Below are 16,463 nucleotides of genomic sequence, written 5' to 3'. Positions count from 1 at the left end.
CCTCACTGAGATTTTGGTATTTTAGCATAAATTTTTTTGTACAAGTTATATGGCAACTTTGCTATTAGGCGGACCAACTAACGTTAGCTTTTTTTTAAAACTATTAATTTCTTAAGAAAGTGTATTTACTGAAATAGTATCTCTACAGTTAAAGGTAGCTATAAGTTCTACTTCTAACTTTTAACACTTATCAACTAATTTTTTGACGATAATGAGTTCTGAAAAATCGGAATTGATTCTCTGTACCACTCTTCCATCAATAACTTTCTTTTTTGTAATAAGTCACCACGCTGGTATGCAGCCTCAGCCTGGTCCTTAAGCTTATGGGCTAGTGCATGCTCAATGACTTCTCTGGGGAAGCTGGTGGTTTCACCAGCCCAATCCCTGAAAGTAGAACGAAAACCATGTTGAGTTAAGTCTTTACGATCCATACGCTTTAGAACGGCTGTGAGCGTCATATCTGACATCTGCTTACCTTGTTGGCCTGGAAAGACTAAATTGCCACCAGCAACTCTAGGGAGCTCTTGAAGTATCTTAATGGCACCCGTTGAAAGAGGGACGCGGTGCTCCTTGCGGGCTTTCATGCGTTCTGCTGGAACTATCCATATCTTGTTTTCAAAATCAATTTCATCCCATGTAGCGCCACGTACTTCACCAGAGCGAGCAACTGTTAAAATTGAAAATTCAAGCGCTCTGGCTGCAAGGCCAGGGCGCTTGGAAAGCTCTTTCATAAAATTAGCAATGTCAGCATAAGGGAGGGCGGCATGGTGCTTGCGATTTTGTATTTTACTTGGTTCGGGAAGTAGCGGTTTAAGCATGCCTTTCCAACCCGCTGGGTTATCGCCGTCAAAAAGTTCTTTCGCTTTGGCATAGTCCAAGATCGTTTCAATGCGACCACGAAGGCGACTGGCTGTTTCGTTCTTTTCAAGCCATATAGGTTGAAGCACTTCAAGAATGTGTGTTTTGTTTATCTGGTTTACTGGCAAATGACCAATAACAGGGTAGGCGTATTGCTCTAGACTGGAACGCCATTGAGCAATGTGCTTGATGTTCTTTAGCTCTTTCTCTTTGATGCTTAATACTGACTGAGCACACTCACTGAATGTTTTATTTCTGGCTTGCTGCCGAATAGCTTCTTCTTTGCGCTCTTGTTTGGCTTCAAGAGGGTTGATGCCAGCTTTGATCTCACTACGAAGCTCTCTGGCTTTATCTCTTGCTTCAGCAAGGGGCACTTCAGGGTAACTACCTAAACCGAGGAAAAGCCGGTTAGGGACCTCTTTTCCTGCTTTGTCAATTCTGGTCCCCATGAGCATATTTAAAACCCAGCTTCTAGAATTACCTGCCACTTTTAAGGAGAGGCCGCTAACACCCCCAACGGCATGACGACCATCTTTGTTTATCTTAGAGACAGCTAGGGCTGTAAGCTCTTTTACTATTTTTGGCATCGAATTTCCTTGTACATCAACTAGTACATCAATAAACGTTGGATTTTAGTGTATCTGGCTGGACGTGATTGGAAAAGAAATATTTATAAGTTACTGATATATAATGATTAAATATATTATATTGCACTTAATTGGAAACTATTATGGCGGACTTGCTCACCGCCATTATCCCAGTAAAATCAAGGGTTACAGAGTGATTTTTGATTTTATACTGCATAAAGTACATCATAAAAAACCGCTTAGGGTTATATCCTAGGCGGTTTTTTTTAATTCACTATGATTATCTAGTTACTTTACGTGGGCGTATTGTAGAAATCAGTAAAAGATTTATAGAGATTTCCCATAACAATACAAAGTGCCTTTCTCTATCTTATTCCCAGGTTGCGTCTTCTTCTGAGAGAACAAATTTAATGTCTCTTCCATCCGAGCACAGTTGTATAACCGCCTGAGGTGATCCATCGGAATGAAATCTGACTAAACTCACTCCGGAGGCGTTGAGCAAGCGTTCACCGTGGTCTGCTGTTTCAGGTTTGTGTGGGATAACTTTCATGCGGCGGCGTCTAGTAAACCAGTTTAGTGGGGATTTAGGGGAGTATAGCCAGCGGTTTGTGCGGTCAAAGATGTCCAATAATCGTTTGGGAAATTCGTTTTTGATGCCGCTACTGGTAATCTGCCATAGATCTGGCCCTCTGTTGCTGCCACGTAATTGAATGTCATACACAAAAGAGTAATGTACATCGCCAGATAAAATCACAAAGTGCTTTGGGGTTTTCTTATGTCTAAACATATTCATTAGGGTATGCGCAGAACCTCGGTGTGCCATCCAATTTTCGGCATCAACCATCAAGGGATGGCCAAACCAAGTGAATATACGCTGGATGGTTTCAATCAGTTTCACACCAAAAATGGGGGCGGGCGAGACCATAATAACGGCGTCTAAACCTTTAAGCTGTTGCTGAAGATCTGTTAGTGCCTCCCAATCCATTAAGCCTGAGGGGCTTTCTAGTGATCTCTCTGAGCGCCAACGCTGAGTACGCGTATCAAGAACGACCAAAGGTGGCGTGGTTTGCCATGTGTAATTCCATTGTGAAAAGCCAAACAATGTTCGTAAAAAATCATCGTGTTCGTCTCCTCCAGGTGTTTCTAGAACATGCTGGACCTCATGGATGAGTTGAGGAGAGAAGCGTTCTGGACAATTTCCCCATCCTTGGCAAATTAAATATCCAAGCAACGCGTTGCCGATAATGCGGGCGGAAAACGGATGATTGTAAGCTGTTTGCTCCCAAGCCGCGGTTAGATTCCAATCATCGGTTATGTCATGGTCGTCAAAGATCATGGCCACAGGAAGATGGGCGAGGGCACGACGTACTTTGGGCAAGCCTTCAACAAAGCTTTGCAGTATGGCTTGCCGTTGTAAATAATCTGTTTTCTGCGCCTCGGTCAAACCAGAGGGCATTCCCCAGCCATTATTCTCAAGTAATGACTCCCAGCCTGCGGGAGACCAAACAAGAACGTACATGGCGAATACTTCCCCTAGGGAAATAAGATGATTGTGAGCAGTGTCTGTCGTAAATACTGGCTTACGCACACCACCAAACACCTGTGCCAGCATGCCGCGATTGGTTTCATTTGCCGGTAAAAGCGTTTCCCTTGCGTAATAGTAGGAATGATCTTGATGTAACGCTTGAGAATTGTCTATTTCCACGCAAGGCAGTGCTTCATTAGGCATGTTAAAACTAGGGACAAGCTGATGGATTGCCCATAACATAGGAGCGGCAACATCATCGGAATAGATTTGATCTCCACTCATCATCAGCAAACTTGGCCATTCAAGCGGCGGTGTGTTTTCGAGTAGTTCATCGACTCTCAATAAACCATCTTTGCTGGGATGATGTGGTTTACGACAAGAACCATGTAGCAAGTTGCTTATCTTTGGCTGTAACACAAAAAAAGGTAATGCGTGACCAGGATAAACCAAATCCTTTGACCAGTGAGTCCAATCCAGTCCGTTAAGGCGAAGATCGTAATGAATGATCGTGTTCGTAGGCAGAGCATGGTCGAGCTTAATATCCAGTAAGTGGACGTATAGATTGTCACCTGCTTTTAGCTGACTATGACAGTCCGCTATTTCGGCGTCTTTTAATGCTAGGATTGTCTCCTGATTTTGCAGCAATCCAAGAGAGGCGCTAACGGGAGCGCTGGTTATTAACCAAAATGTCAGTCGCTCTGTTGTCATTCTTCGAAGTATTGGGCCAGCTAATACCTGCATGCGTTTCCTTGTATTATTGATTGTGCACCAACTGGATGGTGCTTAAAAATGACAGTGTGTTAATGGGTAAGCAAAAGGTCTGCTTGTTCAAACACTATTGGGCGACCTGCTTGCGTGGTGGAAGTCACTGTCATTTTTGCGTTTAACATCAGCTGATCATCTTGGCTTCTAAAAACCTGTTGATGAAAGGCGAGCTTTAATTTTGTTTCTCTTTCAACACGCGTTTCTATGTAAAACGCGTCGCCACTTTTCAACGAACGCTTATACTCAAGTTCCGCTTTTATCAATACCAGATGGATGCCTTGCTTTGTAATATCAGCAAAATCCAAGCCTTTTTCTTTAATAAACAGATGTCTGGCATGCTCTAAATAATTTTGATAAACGGCATTGTTTACAATGCCTTGCATGTCACACTCATAGTCTCGTACTTCAAACTGAGAAAGGCCTATTTTTTTCAATTTATCTGTCATTCAAATGCCTTAAATATCGTCATTTTTTATTCGTGGTGAGCAATTCGATTTTTACCAGAGTGTTTTGCATACAATAAATAGTGTTGGGCTCGCTCTACCAATTCAGTTGGACTTTCATCGCCAAACAACGTTGCCACACCAATCGATATGGTCACTGGGCGAAGCAACATCTTGGTGTTTTTATAACGTATTTTTTGCGCGGCCACTTCCTGGCGTAACGATTCAGCTAACTGAGCGGCAATGCTTAGCTCTGTTTCGTCAAGCAATACGGCAAAGCGTCCGCCATTCAAGCGTGCAAGAAAGCTCTGTTCTGGCAAATGTGAGAGCAAAAGTTTGGCAATGTATCGAATTAAAGATGTGCCGACTTTATTACCATATTCTTGGTTAATGCCACTAAGATCATCAATATCAATCAGTAGTAGGGTTAAATCATCTTCAGCATGGGGAAGCAAAGAAAATAAGGCGCGTTCAAAGCCTTTTTCATTTGCCAGCAATGTCATGGCATCGAGTTCACCATTTTTCTTGACGTTGGATAGCTCAGATCTTAGTGAAGCAAGCTCTTCTTGAGCTGCCTGTAAGGATTGGCTAAAGTGCTCGATGGCTTGATTCGCTTTAAAGGCGCCTTGTTCAAGTATGAGAGCAAGGCGCTCCAGTTGCTTAGGATCGTCCAGATTGGTCAGTACTTCTTTTGAGCGTTTGAGCGTGTTGCTCAATTTTTGCAGCTCGCTTGAGACCTGTGTGGTGTAAGTTTCTAAATTCGTTGTTAGATTTTTTAATGCCGCTCCCTGATGATCTGCCTGCTGAAATTCTTCGGGCAATAAAAATTCATGAAAAAGCTCTCTTGAAACAAACGCAGGCAAGCTGCCAAATCGGCGTAGAGCGCGATCAACGACTTGATTGAGTTTTGGATTTCTATTGGACGCATATTCATACCAAATCCCGTAATTATAAGGAGTTGGGGGAATATCCAATTTTACCATAAGCGGAATAGCTGATCGCATTAGCTGATTCGCTTGTTTTATATTGTGTTGGAACATCGGAACCTCTGCTGCCATTTATCATCCAAAGACGTCCCATTTCATTGGTGGTAATTTATATTGAAAGCTCGGTCACATCACGGCTTCGATTTGATAACCTACTCAGGGTTACTTTACGCTGTAAGTACTAGAAAACATAGTAACTCCGATGCTTTTCTAGATCCATTAACCTCCCGTAAATTTACTTGAAAATCCTTCTTTTTCAAGAAGCTCTTTCACTTTTTGACGATTGTCTCCTTGAATTTCGATATGTCCCTCTTTTACCGCTCCACCTGTACCACATTGTGTTTTTAATTTTTTCCCTAATGCCTTTAATGCATCTTCGGTCAAAGGAAGACCGGTGACGATAGTCACCCCTTTGCCTTTGCGACCTTTGGTTTCTAATGCAATCAGAACTTTGCCGTTACCGACTATACTTTCGTTCTTACACTGGCAATCAGAAACAGGGCGTTCGCAGCTAGGACACAAGCGCCCCTGATCGGTTGAGTAAACTAAGTTGCTGTTTTTCATTAACTTCAAAGCCTTTCTCTTTCATTGAATGGGAATATTTTATCATTTCAATCCAGATATAAAATGTATTATTCCGCTTTTTATTAATAATTACGCTAAGCTTAAAATAGCGCCAATGATAAGGTGTTTATGCGGTATGAAAAAAATATTGACGATTCGTCAAGGGACGGAAGCTGATCTTAGAAGTATTCTGCTTTTCGAATTTCGAAATCGAGCTTGGTTCGCGCGTTTTTTACCTTATCAGATGTTATGCCGACAGACTGAGGGTTACTTTAAGCCATTGCTCAGCAGCAAACTCAATGGGGTTCAATATCTGGTGTGCCTACCTAATGATGTGCTTATTGGGCGTTTTAGTATGCAATTCTTAGACAGTAAAAAACACAGTGTTGAAATTTCCTATCGTATTGCCAAACACTTTACCAATCGAGGTATCGCAACATATGCCCTGAAGCATTTACTGCTTATTTGGGCGAGCCATGGCATAAGAGAAGTGTATGCACGGGTAGCGGACCATAACAAAGCATCAATAAAAGTACTTCTTGCTTGCGGCTTCGAATTCCTTGAAATTCAAGTAGACGCCATAAACTTGGCGCCAAAGATTCACGATAGTCTGGTTTTTCGTTGGTATGCTGAAGAGCTTATGCATGGTTCACCTATACTTGATAAGGCAACAGTTTATTCAGAACATTGAGGATTTCATCGCTCAATTCAGCCTTTATCGTCATGGTTTGGCCAGTTATAGGGTGAGAAAAACGAAGACTTGACGCGTGCAGCATGAGTCTAAAATCTTCTGGCCAAATGTCTTTTGTCACTTTATTAATATGACGGCACCCGTAACACGAGTCGCCAACCAGTGGGTGCAGTTGGTGTTTAAAATGTCGGCGTATTTGATGCTTTCGCCCTTGCTTCGGTGTGACCTCAACCCAGCTTAAACGCATGGCGTCGTAGCGGCTCACAGGAATGGGAAGTTGATATTGCGCCAGACATTTAAAGTGTGTTTCCGCTTCTTTTTCCGTGCCTTCTATTTTAAAACGCGAGCGCCCCTTTTGTTCGTTAAGTTTTGCCAGAGGGTAATGAATAACCCCCACCTCGTCGCAAAAGCCCCTTACCAAGCAATGATAGGTTTTCTGAGTCTCTGAAGCCGAAAACTGCGCGGAAAGTCGTCGCGCCACCTCGGGCGTAAATGCCATCACCAATACCCCAGATGTCCCCCGATCCAAACGATGAACAGGGAACACCCATTGTCCAGTTTGATCTCTCAACCGTTGAACAACAGCATCCTCCTCATCCTTTGCTAAATTAGTGCGGTGTACCAGTAAGCCCGAAGGCTTGTTAACAACAACGATATGGTCGTCTTGAAATAAAATGCTTAGAGGCTCAGGCTCGATGTTTGGGCTCGTTGACAGACGGTTAACAGTCGCCTCTAACATGCTCATTTACTCTCCAATTTGTCGACAAAAGAGGCTATTTTATCCATTGCCATGTTGACTAAGGTTTGCATGGCTTCATTGCTGGCCCAAGCGATATGAGGGGTGAGTAAAAAGTTGGGGTATTTCGTAAGGGCCTGAAGGGGATGGTCTATTGGCATGGGCTCTTGTGTGGCAACGTCGAACGCCGCCCCTGAAATCTGGCCGTGTTCTAAGGCATGTTTTAACGCGTACTCGTCAACAATGCCACCACGACTGATATTGAGCAACAAGCACTCTGGTTTCATTAAAGCGAATTCACTACTTCCAATAAGGTTTTTACTTTCTGCAGTAAGTGGGCAATTCACACTAATAACGTCCGCACTTTTTAAAGCGCTTTCAAATTCAACATACCCGTCTCGAATAATAGTCGCGCCTTTGCGTTCCGCAAACAGGATCCTCATACCAAAAGCCGAAGCGATGGTTGCGACTTTCTTGCCTAAAGTTCCAGCACCAATAATGGCCATGGTTGAACCTGACAAATCTTTAATAGGATAATCGAGAAAACAAAAATACTCGGAATCAGCCCATTTACCCGCTTTGACATCGTCCAGATACGCGACTAAGTTTCTTCTTAGCGCCAACAGCATGGCGAAAGTATGTTCAGGCACGCTGATTGTGGAGTAATCCGCCACGTTTTGCACGGCGATATTGCATTGCGCGCACGCCTCTAAATCAACATTATTCATGCCAGTCGCCATGACCTGCACCAAGCGTAAGTTGGAAGCTTGGTGAAGTGCAGCACCCTTTAATACCACTTTGTTGGTTAATACAATGTCAGCGTCTTTAATGCGCTCTGCTACTTTTTCTGCAGCAGTATTTTCATATTCAACCAGCGTCTTAACGGAGGCTGGTAAGGCAATGGACACATGACTTGGAAAAGATCCTCTGTCTAAGAATACCGCTTTCATTTACTTTTCCTTATTTTTTGTCTAAGAGTGGTTGTAAATATGGCAGAATGTTTTGCAGTACAATGGGTTGGCCTTCTTTATTAGGATGTAGACCATCGCTTTGCATTAAATGTTTGTTTAGCGCGACATCTTTGAGCATAAAAGGGACGTAGGCAAGTTCATATTTAGTCGCGATGTCTTTGTATAGATTGAAAAACATTTCGGTGTAGCGCTTACCATAATTTTGTGGGATTTGATTACCGACCAATAAAACTAGGGCGCCAGCGTTATGAGCTTGCTCAACCATTTTTTCCAAATTTAATGTGGTCTGATTCAGTGGATAGCCACGTAAAGCATCATTAGCACCAAGCTCTAAGACAACCCAGTTCGGTTTATGGTTTGCTAAAAGCGCATCAAACCGAGACAAACCACCTTGAGTTGTCTCTCCACTGACACTGGCATTGACGACCTTTATTTCAGGGTGAGATTGAGAAAGTTGATTTTCAAGTAAACTAACCCAGCCATCTTGTTGTCGTAAGTTATACGCTGCGCTGAGGCTGTCACCCATAATGAGCAAAGTAGAAGCCGACGCAAATGAATGCATAAACAGTAGAGCTGTGATGATAAACAGTTGTCTGATTTGTCTTTTAAAAAACATATGAACCCTTTTAGAGTGAATAATTATGGCTAGCAATACGGCGATCAAAGTATCTAATTTAACTCACACCGTGACGTCAAATACAGGGGATTTAACCATATTGAAAGGAATTAATATGGAAATTAAGGAAAGCGAGTCTGTCGCCATTGTGGGATCATCTGGATCAGGCAAGTCCACCTTGCTGGGTTTACTGGCAGGGCTTGATGTGAATACATCAGGTGAGGTGTTTCTTTACGATCAAGCCTTTTCCGGTCAATCAGAAGAGCGCAGGGCGCTAATTCGTGGTGAATACGTCGGTTTCGTCTTTCAATCTTTTCACCTATTACCAAGTTTGCAAGCCATTGAAAATGTGATGCTTCCAGCGGAACTCAAAGGCGACAAAGAGGCTCGCAAGAAAGCTGAGGTGTTACTGGAGAAAGTGGGGTTGTCACACCGATTGACTCATTACCCTAATCAACTTTCTGGCGGCGAGCAACAGCGTGTGGCTATTGCTCGCGCTTTTGCTTCCAATCCCAAAATACTCTTCGCTGACGAACCAACAGGGAATTTGGATGAAGAAAACGGCAAGCTTATTATCAAGCTGTTGTTTGAACTCAACCAATCACAAGGTACTACCTTGGTTATGGTGACTCATGATAACGAACTTGCCAAAATGTGCGATCGTCAATTGGTCATGTCTGCAGGTCAGCTAACGGAAAAATCCCTATGAGTTTTACTTTTCGTCTAATGTTAAGAGACCTTCGCAGTGGTGATCTTCTCACGCTTTTACTGGCGTTGGTTATTTCGGTGAGCACAGTCACTTCGATTGGGTTGTTTATCGATCGTCTGCAATTATCTTTTGAACAAGAATCGGCCAATTTATTAGCAGCGGACCGCTTGGTGCGCTCAGATGACGAGCTACCAGATGAGTGGAAAGTAAAAGCAGAGGCGTTATCGCTACGCTACGCGGAGCGAATCTCTTTTACGACCATGATGTTTGCTGATAACTCGCTTCAGCTTTCCCAATTGAGTGCTGTGACAGAAGGCTACCCACTAAAAGGCGCTTACCTTGTTGATGACACGTTGTTTGGGACAGGGCAGTCGTCGACTGAGGCGCCACAACCGGGCGAGATTTGGGTTTCTTCACGTCTTGCCAGTTTGTTAAATGTTCAAATAGGCAATCAAGTTGACGTTGGTGATGCCACTTTTACCGTCACAAAATATTTAGTGCGAGATCCAGGCTCTAGCACATCGGCCTTTGCGATCTCACCGCGTGCGGTCATGAACATGGCGGATCTTGCCGCTACAAACGTGATTATTCCTGGTAGTCGTGTGCGCTATTCTCTGTTATTGGCTGGTGAGCGTGCTGCGCTTAGCGAGTATGAAGACTGGATCACACCGCAATTAAACGAAGGTCAACGTTGGCAGACCCCTACACAGCGCGGTGAACGTATTGGGGACACCATTGGCCGAGCCGAGTCATTTTTACTGTTAGCAGGAACCCTGGCCGTTATCATGTCTGGTGTGGCTATGGCGCTTGCCTCGGCTCGCTTTGTTAAACGCCATTTGATGCAAGTTGCCATTTTAAAAACCCTTGGTGCTACTCCTAAGTTATTAGGTAAGGTATTTTTTCAGCAGCTCTTTACGCTTTTTCTAGCCGGTGCGCTGATTGGCTTGGGCATTGGCTGGGCAATTCAAGAACTCATCGCTTCGATTCTTTCCGGTTTAATGTCTACCGCCTTACCAGAACCTTCTGTTTCTCGTTTGTGGTTAGGGGTAGCGACTGGCGCCATCTCGATGCTGGTGTTTTGTTTACCACTCATGTCCCATTTAATAAAGATTTCGCCCTTATCGGTATTGCAGCCAAATGCCAAAGTTGAGCTAAATACGGTATTTATTTACGTAATCGGTTTTATGGGTATGTACGGATTAATGTGCGTATACACCAATGGTTTTCTATTGCCGAGTATTATGACGGCCGCGATCTCAGCGATTGCGCTGTTTGTTGCCGGTATTGGTTGGATGGCGTTTAAATTAGGCCGCTCGCTAACATCGGGGGCAACAAGTGGCTGGCAAATTGGGTTAGCGTCTTTGTACCGCCGATTGGTCCCGAATTTATTTCAGCTGCTGGTGTTCACGCTTATCATCATGCTCACCTTGATTTTGATCGGTGTAAAATCTAATTTGATTGCAGACTGGCAACAACAGCTGCCAGAAGACGCACCAAACCATTATCTTTTCAATGTTCAAGCTGAACAAATTGAGTCCATCAATGACGCGACCGACGCGTTAAACGTACCGCGATCAGATTGGTATCCTATGGTCCGTGGTCGAGTTATCGAAGCCAATGGCGAGTCAGTTGAAGCGCTTTATCCAGAAGAAAGAGGAGAGCCTGAGCTGTACGAACGAGAGCTAAACCTTACTTGGTCGGACAGTATAGGAAAAGGCAATGAACTGGTGGCAGGAGATTTTTCGGCCAATGGGCTGTCAGTGGAGCAAAAAGCGGCCCAAGAAGCCAAGCTTTCATTAGGTGATGAGCTTACTATTAACATAGGGGGCAATATTATTACCTTGCCGATTACATCGATACGCACAGTAGATTGGGGCTCGATGCAACCTAACTTTTATCTGATGCTGCCGAAGAGTGCGTTGGAAGATTATCCTGCCAATTTTGTTAGCAGTTTGTTTATCGATGAAACGGCAGCACAACCATTCTACAAAGCTATGTCACAGTTCCCAACTGTGTCTATTTTGAACGTTGGTGACATTCTTAAGCAGATTCAGAGCATTATTGGCCAGTTGTCAAAAGCCATTCAACTTGTGTTGTTTTGCATCTTGAGTGCAGGTGCTCTGGTGCTGCTCGCAAGTGTACGGTCGACGCTAGAAGAAAGGTTGGAAGAAGGGGCCTTGTTACGAGTGTTAGGAGCAAAAAGTGCCTTGGTCAGACAGGCTCTTTTAGTAGAATTTGGTGCGCTTGGCTTCTTTGCGGGTATTATTGCCGCGCTTGGTGCTGAGGCGTGTTTGTTTGGTTTGCAAGTCTTTGTGTTTAACTCACAAGCCAGTGTTCATCCATTACTGTGGGTATTGGGCCCTGTTATTGGTGTGTGTGTCATTTCAACCATTGGTATATTTGCCAGTCGGACTGTGCTAAAAGTGCCTCCCATGCTGTTATTGCGTGGGTTGTAATGACAAGGCTTTGTGACATGGCAACGGATTTGCCAGTCGGACTGTGCTAAAAGTGCCTCCCATGCTGTTATTGCGTGGGTTGTAATGACAAGGCTTTGTGACATGGCAACGGATTTGCCATGTCACAAAGCGGTCTCTGGTACTTTTTCATAGAGTAGACGGGTTGCTATGTTTGTAGAAAAAATGGGCTATATTGTCAGTCGTCAAACGCGTGATGTTGACGGCTACATTGAAATGAGTCTCTTCATAAAAACACCTCAAGGAACCGTTAAAGTTCTTCCTGACCGACAACTGAGTGTGTTTTTTACCAATGCACCGCTTGCTAGTTTGCCACAGGACGTGGTGGGCGTTCAGTGTACTGAAACACATTACCGATCCTTTGATAACGACCCCGTTATATTGGTGCAAAGTCATAGCCTGACGCTCCACCAGCAAATGCTAAACTTCATTAAGCAAAAGAGGTATGCGGTTTTTGAAGAAGATATCAAGGCGCATAATCGTTATTTAATGGAGCGTAATATTCGAGGCGCTGTTCGCTTTATTGGCGTTCCAGATGCAAGCGAGCAGGTTTTTCGTCAAGCCCGTGTCATTCCGAGTAATTGGCAGCCCGAATGGAAGGTTTGGTCACTCGATATCGAGACCTCTGTGTCGAGCAATACCTTGTTGTCTATCGGCATTACCGCTAAAGATCAGCGGGTAGCATTTGTGGTGACTGAACAATCGCCTTCCTCCTCGCTGATTCTGCGCTTCTCTGATGAAAAAAGTTTGTTGTTGGCTTTTATTCGTTTCGTAAAAAAACATTCTCCTGACATTTTTATTGGCTGGAATTTGATTGGCTTTGATTTGCAGTTTATCGATCAACGTTGTCAGGCATTAGGCATTCGTCCAGCATTTGGTGTTAATGGCGAGAGCTGGAGTATTCGTTCGTCTGATAATCAGGGAAAATATTTTGCAAGTATTCCCGGACGAGTCGCCTTAGATGGCATTACTTTATTAAAAGTTGGAGGCTATCATTTTGAATCATATAGTCTGAATCATGTGAGCCAAGAAATTCTAGCTGACGGTAAGTTGCTTCATGGCAGTGAACGTTGGCAAGAAATCGAGCGACTTCACAAAGAAGATTTAGACGCTTTTGTTGCCTATAATCTGCAAGACTGCGATCTGGTTATGCGAATTTTTGAAAAACTAAAACTCATTGAATTGCAACAAACACGGGTTGATTTAACGGGGATTCCGCTTGAACAGACCGGAGGTTCTGTGGCCGCGTTCGAAAATTTGTATTTGCCCAGATTGCATTCTGCGGGTTGGGTCGCTCCAGCCTGGAGTAATGATGAGTTCGTTGCCAGCCCGGGTGGTTTTGTTATGTCCTCGATTCCAGGCCTCTATAAGAATGTATTGGTATTCGATTTCAAAAGCTTGTACCCCAGTATTATTCGGACCTTTCATGTGGACCCTTTAGCGCGAATTATGGCTCAGGTTTTGCCGGTTTCAGTTGAGGTGAAATCAACCACCCAAGCACCGCTTGTTCCTGGGACTCTTGTTCCTGGGACTCTTATTCCTGGGTACTTGGGCGCACACTTTCATCGTCAATACGCTATTTTGCCAGCACTGGTTGGTGAGCTTGCTCAGGCAAGAGAAGTGGCGAAAAAATCGGCCAATAGCATTTTAAGTTACGCCATCAAAATCATTATGAATTCATTTTATGGTGTACTGGGATCAAATGTTTGCCGTTTTTATCATGCTGAATTGGCGAGTTCGATCACCATGCGAGGCCATGAATTACTTGCCAAAACCCAAGCTTGGATGGAAGAACGAGGAGCCAAAGTCATTTATGGAGATACAGATTCTTTGTTTGTCACCTTGGATGATACTGATGAAAATCCTTACCACCAAGGAAAGCAGTTGTGCGCACAAATCAACGCATGTTTATCACAATGGTGCCAAGATTATGCGCAGTTGGATTCTCACTTAGAATTGGAATTTGAACGTGTCTACGAACGTTTTTTTATGCCAACGATCAGAGGTCAAGAGGAGGGCAGTAAAAAGCGCTACGCCGGTAAATCAGACGGGGAGCTGGTGTTTAAAGGTTTAGAGGCGGCTCGCACCGATTGGACACCGCTGGCAAGACAGTTCCAACGTACCTTGTTTGAGAAAATTTTTAACGATGAAAACCCAATTGCTTACATCCAAGAAACCATTGCGAAACTGAGGTCTGGTGAGTACGACGAGCAATTGGTGTACAGCAAACAACTCAGCCGCCCGTTGTCTTCCTATACCAAAAATAAGCCGCCCCATGTCAGAGCGGCCGCCATTATAGATCAAAAAAGAGCAGAACAAGGTTTGCCCTTAGAATATAACAAGGGACGAAAACGAGTTTATTATGTCTATCAGCGGTCTGGCGTGGTGCCTTATGAGAGTGATAAGGACTTAGTGGAACTAGATTATGAGCATTACATCGAAAAACAGATCGAGCCCATTGCCGATAGTATATTGCCGTTTTTTAAGACGAATATGGCCAGTTTGCTATCACAGCAATTTTCCTTACTTTAAATACTTAATGCAATGGGGCTCCCGATGACGTTCTGATGTCAAACTACACGCTAATGCCAAATAGGGTTTCGGCATTCATTGTGGTGGCTTTGATCAATTCGTCTAATGAGATGCCTTTCAATCTGGCAACTTCCTGAGCCACCCAAGGCAAATACTTTGGATGATTTTTTTTCGGACGGGGACGAATGTTTCTTGGTAGAAGATAAGGGGCATCCGTTTCTATAAGTAATCGATCTAATGGTATATGAGGAATAGAGGCCTGTAAGTCGGCGCCACGACGCTCATCGGATACCCAGCCTGTCACCCCGATATACAGTCCTAATGTTAAGTAGTTGTCTAGCTCTGCTTGACTGCCTGTAAAGCAATGGATCACGGACTTTTGTGCTCGCTCTGGGTGCTTACTAAGAATGGCGATCATTTCCGTGTGGGCATCACGTTCGTGAAGGTAAAGTGGCAGCTGATAGTCATAGGCCAATTCAATTTGCTCATTAAATGCATAGCGCTGTTCGTCTGGTGTTGAATAGTTGCGATTGAAATCCAGCCCTGTTTCGCCGATAGCAACGGGTCTCGCGGTTTCAATCAGTGCCGAAAAATGACGTTTGCTGTCAGCGTGCCATGTCTTCGCCTGATGAGGATGGCAACCTAAGGTGTTCCAAATATTAGGGTGAACCTGACTTAACTCTTGAATTTGTTTGCTCTCGTTGAAGTCTGATGCAATACAAATCATGCCTTTTACACCCGTTTGCTGCATGTCTGCCAGCGTGGCATGTAAGTCATCAAGAAACATTCTGTGATTAAGGTTAACACCAATGTCTATCATAAATTACCTATCTGTTTGGCATTGTCCAAGCTTTCAATGTACAAGTCTTTTAGCGTCTGTTGCGAGATGCCTTTGGTTTCAAGGCGATCGAATGGGATTTTTTCCCAGCGTCCAGCTTCGTATTCTTCGACAATTTTTAATACCCCACCTAAATTGCCTTTGTATTCTAACAGGGCCGATTTAATGTGTTGCTCTAACGGTAAATCTTTTAACAACAAAGGCAACTCTTCATCAAGAAAACTAGGCAGATAAGAAAACAGGCCAACCAGGAATGCCCCTTCTAGTTTTGGAAACAGCGCAGCTGAAAGATTTTGACAAAAGCAGGCACGAGATACAGCCATAGAAAACAGACAATCAGGTTTGCCTGATACGCTGCTTAACATGGCGACCCCGACCCATTTTATTAAATCTCTAATGCCGATGATTTCTATGGCGCGTTGCGCATTGGTCACATTAAACTGACTTCTGTAAAGCACCGACTGCGTGAGTTTTATAATACGGTAGGTCAGTGTCGGGTCTCGTTCGATATAGGTAGCTAAAACACGCGGAGAAGACTCGCTATTATTAAGGGCTGCGAGTAGATCAATTAAAATCATTTTATGGGCTAAGATTCGCTTACCTTTTATCGACGTGGTTTTGTGAATAAAATTGCCGCTAAAAAGCCCATCTGGCGACGCTTGTCGAAGCTGATCAAATTGCTCGGAACGCTCTATCGCATCCACCCAAATTGTTTTGGAAGATAAAAAAGGGTGTTCAATTCGGGCTATTGTTGTTTCAAGGTTGATTTGATCTAGACTCAACATGACATAGGAAAAAACGTTGAACAAGTCGATGGATAGCATGTCTGGCTGAGGATCGATAATGCCCAGTTGATAACCTTGCAGGCGCAGTTCGCAGAGCTCATCGAGATGATGATCCGTTAGCATCTTCGCCTCTAAAAAAACCACCATATGGATGTTAGATTGCAAAGGTAAAACGCTTAATTCGTCTAAATTGCTGTGCAAAAAAATAGTTTTTTGCTGTGTTATTTCGATAAGGTTGACATCGACAAATAAGGAGCTTAAAAAAGAGGTCTGTGGCCTTTCTGTTTCATTACTTGGATGCAATAGATAATACGCTGAGGTTTCTGACAATCGGTTTACCAAAGCTTTACGGCAAAAAAGTATATCAGTGTTCTTCATTA

At 43.7% G+C, this 16,463-nt stretch carries 14 protein-coding genes; 4 read left to right on the top strand and 10 right to left on the bottom strand.

The features are described 5' to 3' along the window. Positions 1-194 precede the first annotated feature (194 nt). The 5 genes from DK187_RS15470 to yciH form a co-directional block, all read right to left on the bottom strand. A complete protein-coding gene (locus tag DK187_RS15470) occupies positions 195-1,445 on the bottom strand; it encodes a tyrosine-type recombinase/integrase (RefSeq protein WP_111608238.1) in 1,251 nt (416 codons plus the stop codon). Between the two features lie 370 nt (positions 1,446-1,815). Beyond that, entirely contained in the window at positions 1,816-3,714 is a 1,899-nt protein-coding gene (locus DK187_RS15465; protein ID WP_111608237.1) for an alkaline phosphatase D family protein, read from the bottom strand. A 59-nt stretch (positions 3,715-3,773) separates the two neighbouring features. Further along, complete coding sequence (locus tag DK187_RS15460) at positions 3,774-4,184, bottom strand: acyl-CoA thioesterase (protein WP_188322982.1); 411 nt, start codon at positions 4,182-4,184, stop codon at positions 3,774-3,776. A gap of 26 nt (positions 4,185-4,210) precedes the next feature. After that, positions 4,211-5,239 (bottom strand): GGDEF domain-containing protein, encoded by a 1,029-nt coding sequence (locus tag DK187_RS15455; RefSeq protein ID WP_111608236.1) that lies wholly within the window; start codon positions 5,237-5,239, stop codon positions 4,211-4,213. 147 nt (positions 5,240-5,386) lie between these two features. Further along, a complete protein-coding gene (gene yciH / locus DK187_RS15450; RefSeq protein ID WP_111608235.1) occupies positions 5,387-5,731 on the bottom strand; it encodes a stress response translation initiation inhibitor YciH in 345 nt (114 codons plus the stop codon). 136 nt (positions 5,732-5,867) lie between these two features. On the opposite strand from yciH, the gene DK187_RS15445 reads away from it, so the two are divergent. Continuing rightward, positions 5,868-6,422 (top strand): GNAT family N-acetyltransferase, encoded by a 555-nt coding sequence (locus DK187_RS15445; protein ID WP_162623531.1) that lies wholly within the window; start codon positions 5,868-5,870, stop codon positions 6,420-6,422. On the opposite strand, the gene DK187_RS15440 is transcribed toward DK187_RS15445, so the two are convergent. The 3 genes from DK187_RS15440 to DK187_RS15430 are packed head-to-tail and all read right to left on the bottom strand — an operon-like array spanning position 6,385 to position 8,745. Then, entirely contained in the window at positions 6,385-7,167 is a 783-nt protein-coding gene (locus tag DK187_RS15440) for a pseudouridine synthase (RefSeq protein ID WP_223232373.1), read from the bottom strand. The genes DK187_RS15445 and DK187_RS15440 overlap by 38 nt on opposite strands. Further along, positions 7,164-8,108 carry a D-2-hydroxyacid dehydrogenase gene (locus DK187_RS15435; RefSeq protein WP_111608233.1) on the bottom strand — a complete coding sequence of 315 codons (945 nt, stop codon included), beginning with the start codon at positions 8,106-8,108 and terminating at the stop codon, positions 7,164-7,166. The genes DK187_RS15440 and DK187_RS15435 overlap by 4 nt, the downstream gene beginning before the upstream one ends. Positions 8,109-8,118: 10 nt before the next feature. Further along, a complete protein-coding gene (locus DK187_RS15430) occupies positions 8,119-8,745 on the bottom strand; it encodes an arylesterase (RefSeq protein WP_111608232.1) in 627 nt (208 codons plus the stop codon). Between the two features lie 25 nt (positions 8,746-8,770). Between DK187_RS15430 and DK187_RS15425 the strand changes: the two genes are divergently transcribed. The 3 genes from DK187_RS15425 to DK187_RS15415 all read left to right on the top strand — a co-directional run bounded on the left by DK187_RS15425 (position 8,771) and on the right by DK187_RS15415 (position 14,460). After that, the gene (locus DK187_RS15425) at positions 8,771-9,454 is read left to right on the top strand and encodes an ABC transporter ATP-binding protein (protein ID WP_111608231.1); all 684 of its coding nucleotides are present in this window, start codon (positions 8,771-8,773) and stop codon (positions 9,452-9,454) included. Then, a complete protein-coding gene (locus tag DK187_RS15420) occupies positions 9,451-11,910 on the top strand; it encodes an ABC transporter permease (protein ID WP_111608230.1) in 2,460 nt (819 codons plus the stop codon). Before DK187_RS15425 ends, DK187_RS15420 begins: the two co-directional genes overlap by 4 nt. Before the next feature lie 168 nt (positions 11,911-12,078). Continuing rightward, positions 12,079-14,460: a DNA polymerase II gene (locus tag DK187_RS15415; protein WP_111608229.1), complete on the top strand. Its 2,382-nt coding sequence runs from the start codon at positions 12,079-12,081 to the stop codon at positions 14,458-14,460. A gap of 43 nt (positions 14,461-14,503) precedes the next feature. Here DK187_RS15415 and DK187_RS15410 read toward each other — a convergent pair whose 3' ends face one another. Together DK187_RS15410 and DK187_RS15405 are read right to left on the bottom strand one after the other, a co-directional pair. After that, the gene (locus DK187_RS15410) at positions 14,504-15,280 is read right to left on the bottom strand and encodes a TatD family hydrolase (protein ID WP_111608228.1); all 777 of its coding nucleotides are present in this window, start codon (positions 15,278-15,280) and stop codon (positions 14,504-14,506) included. Further along, positions 15,277-16,461, bottom strand: coding sequence for an EAL and HDOD domain-containing protein (locus DK187_RS15405; RefSeq protein ID WP_111608227.1), 1,185 nt, complete (start codon positions 16,459-16,461; stop codon positions 15,277-15,279). Before DK187_RS15405 ends, DK187_RS15410 begins: the two co-directional genes overlap by 4 nt. Between the last annotated feature and the right edge of the window lie 2 nt (positions 16,462-16,463).

This window comes from Marinomonas arctica (assembly GCF_003259225.1).
Taxonomy (GTDB): Bacteria; Pseudomonadota; Gammaproteobacteria; order Pseudomonadales; family Marinomonadaceae; genus Marinomonas; species Marinomonas arctica.
This window is presented reverse-complemented; position numbering and strand designations above follow the sequence as displayed.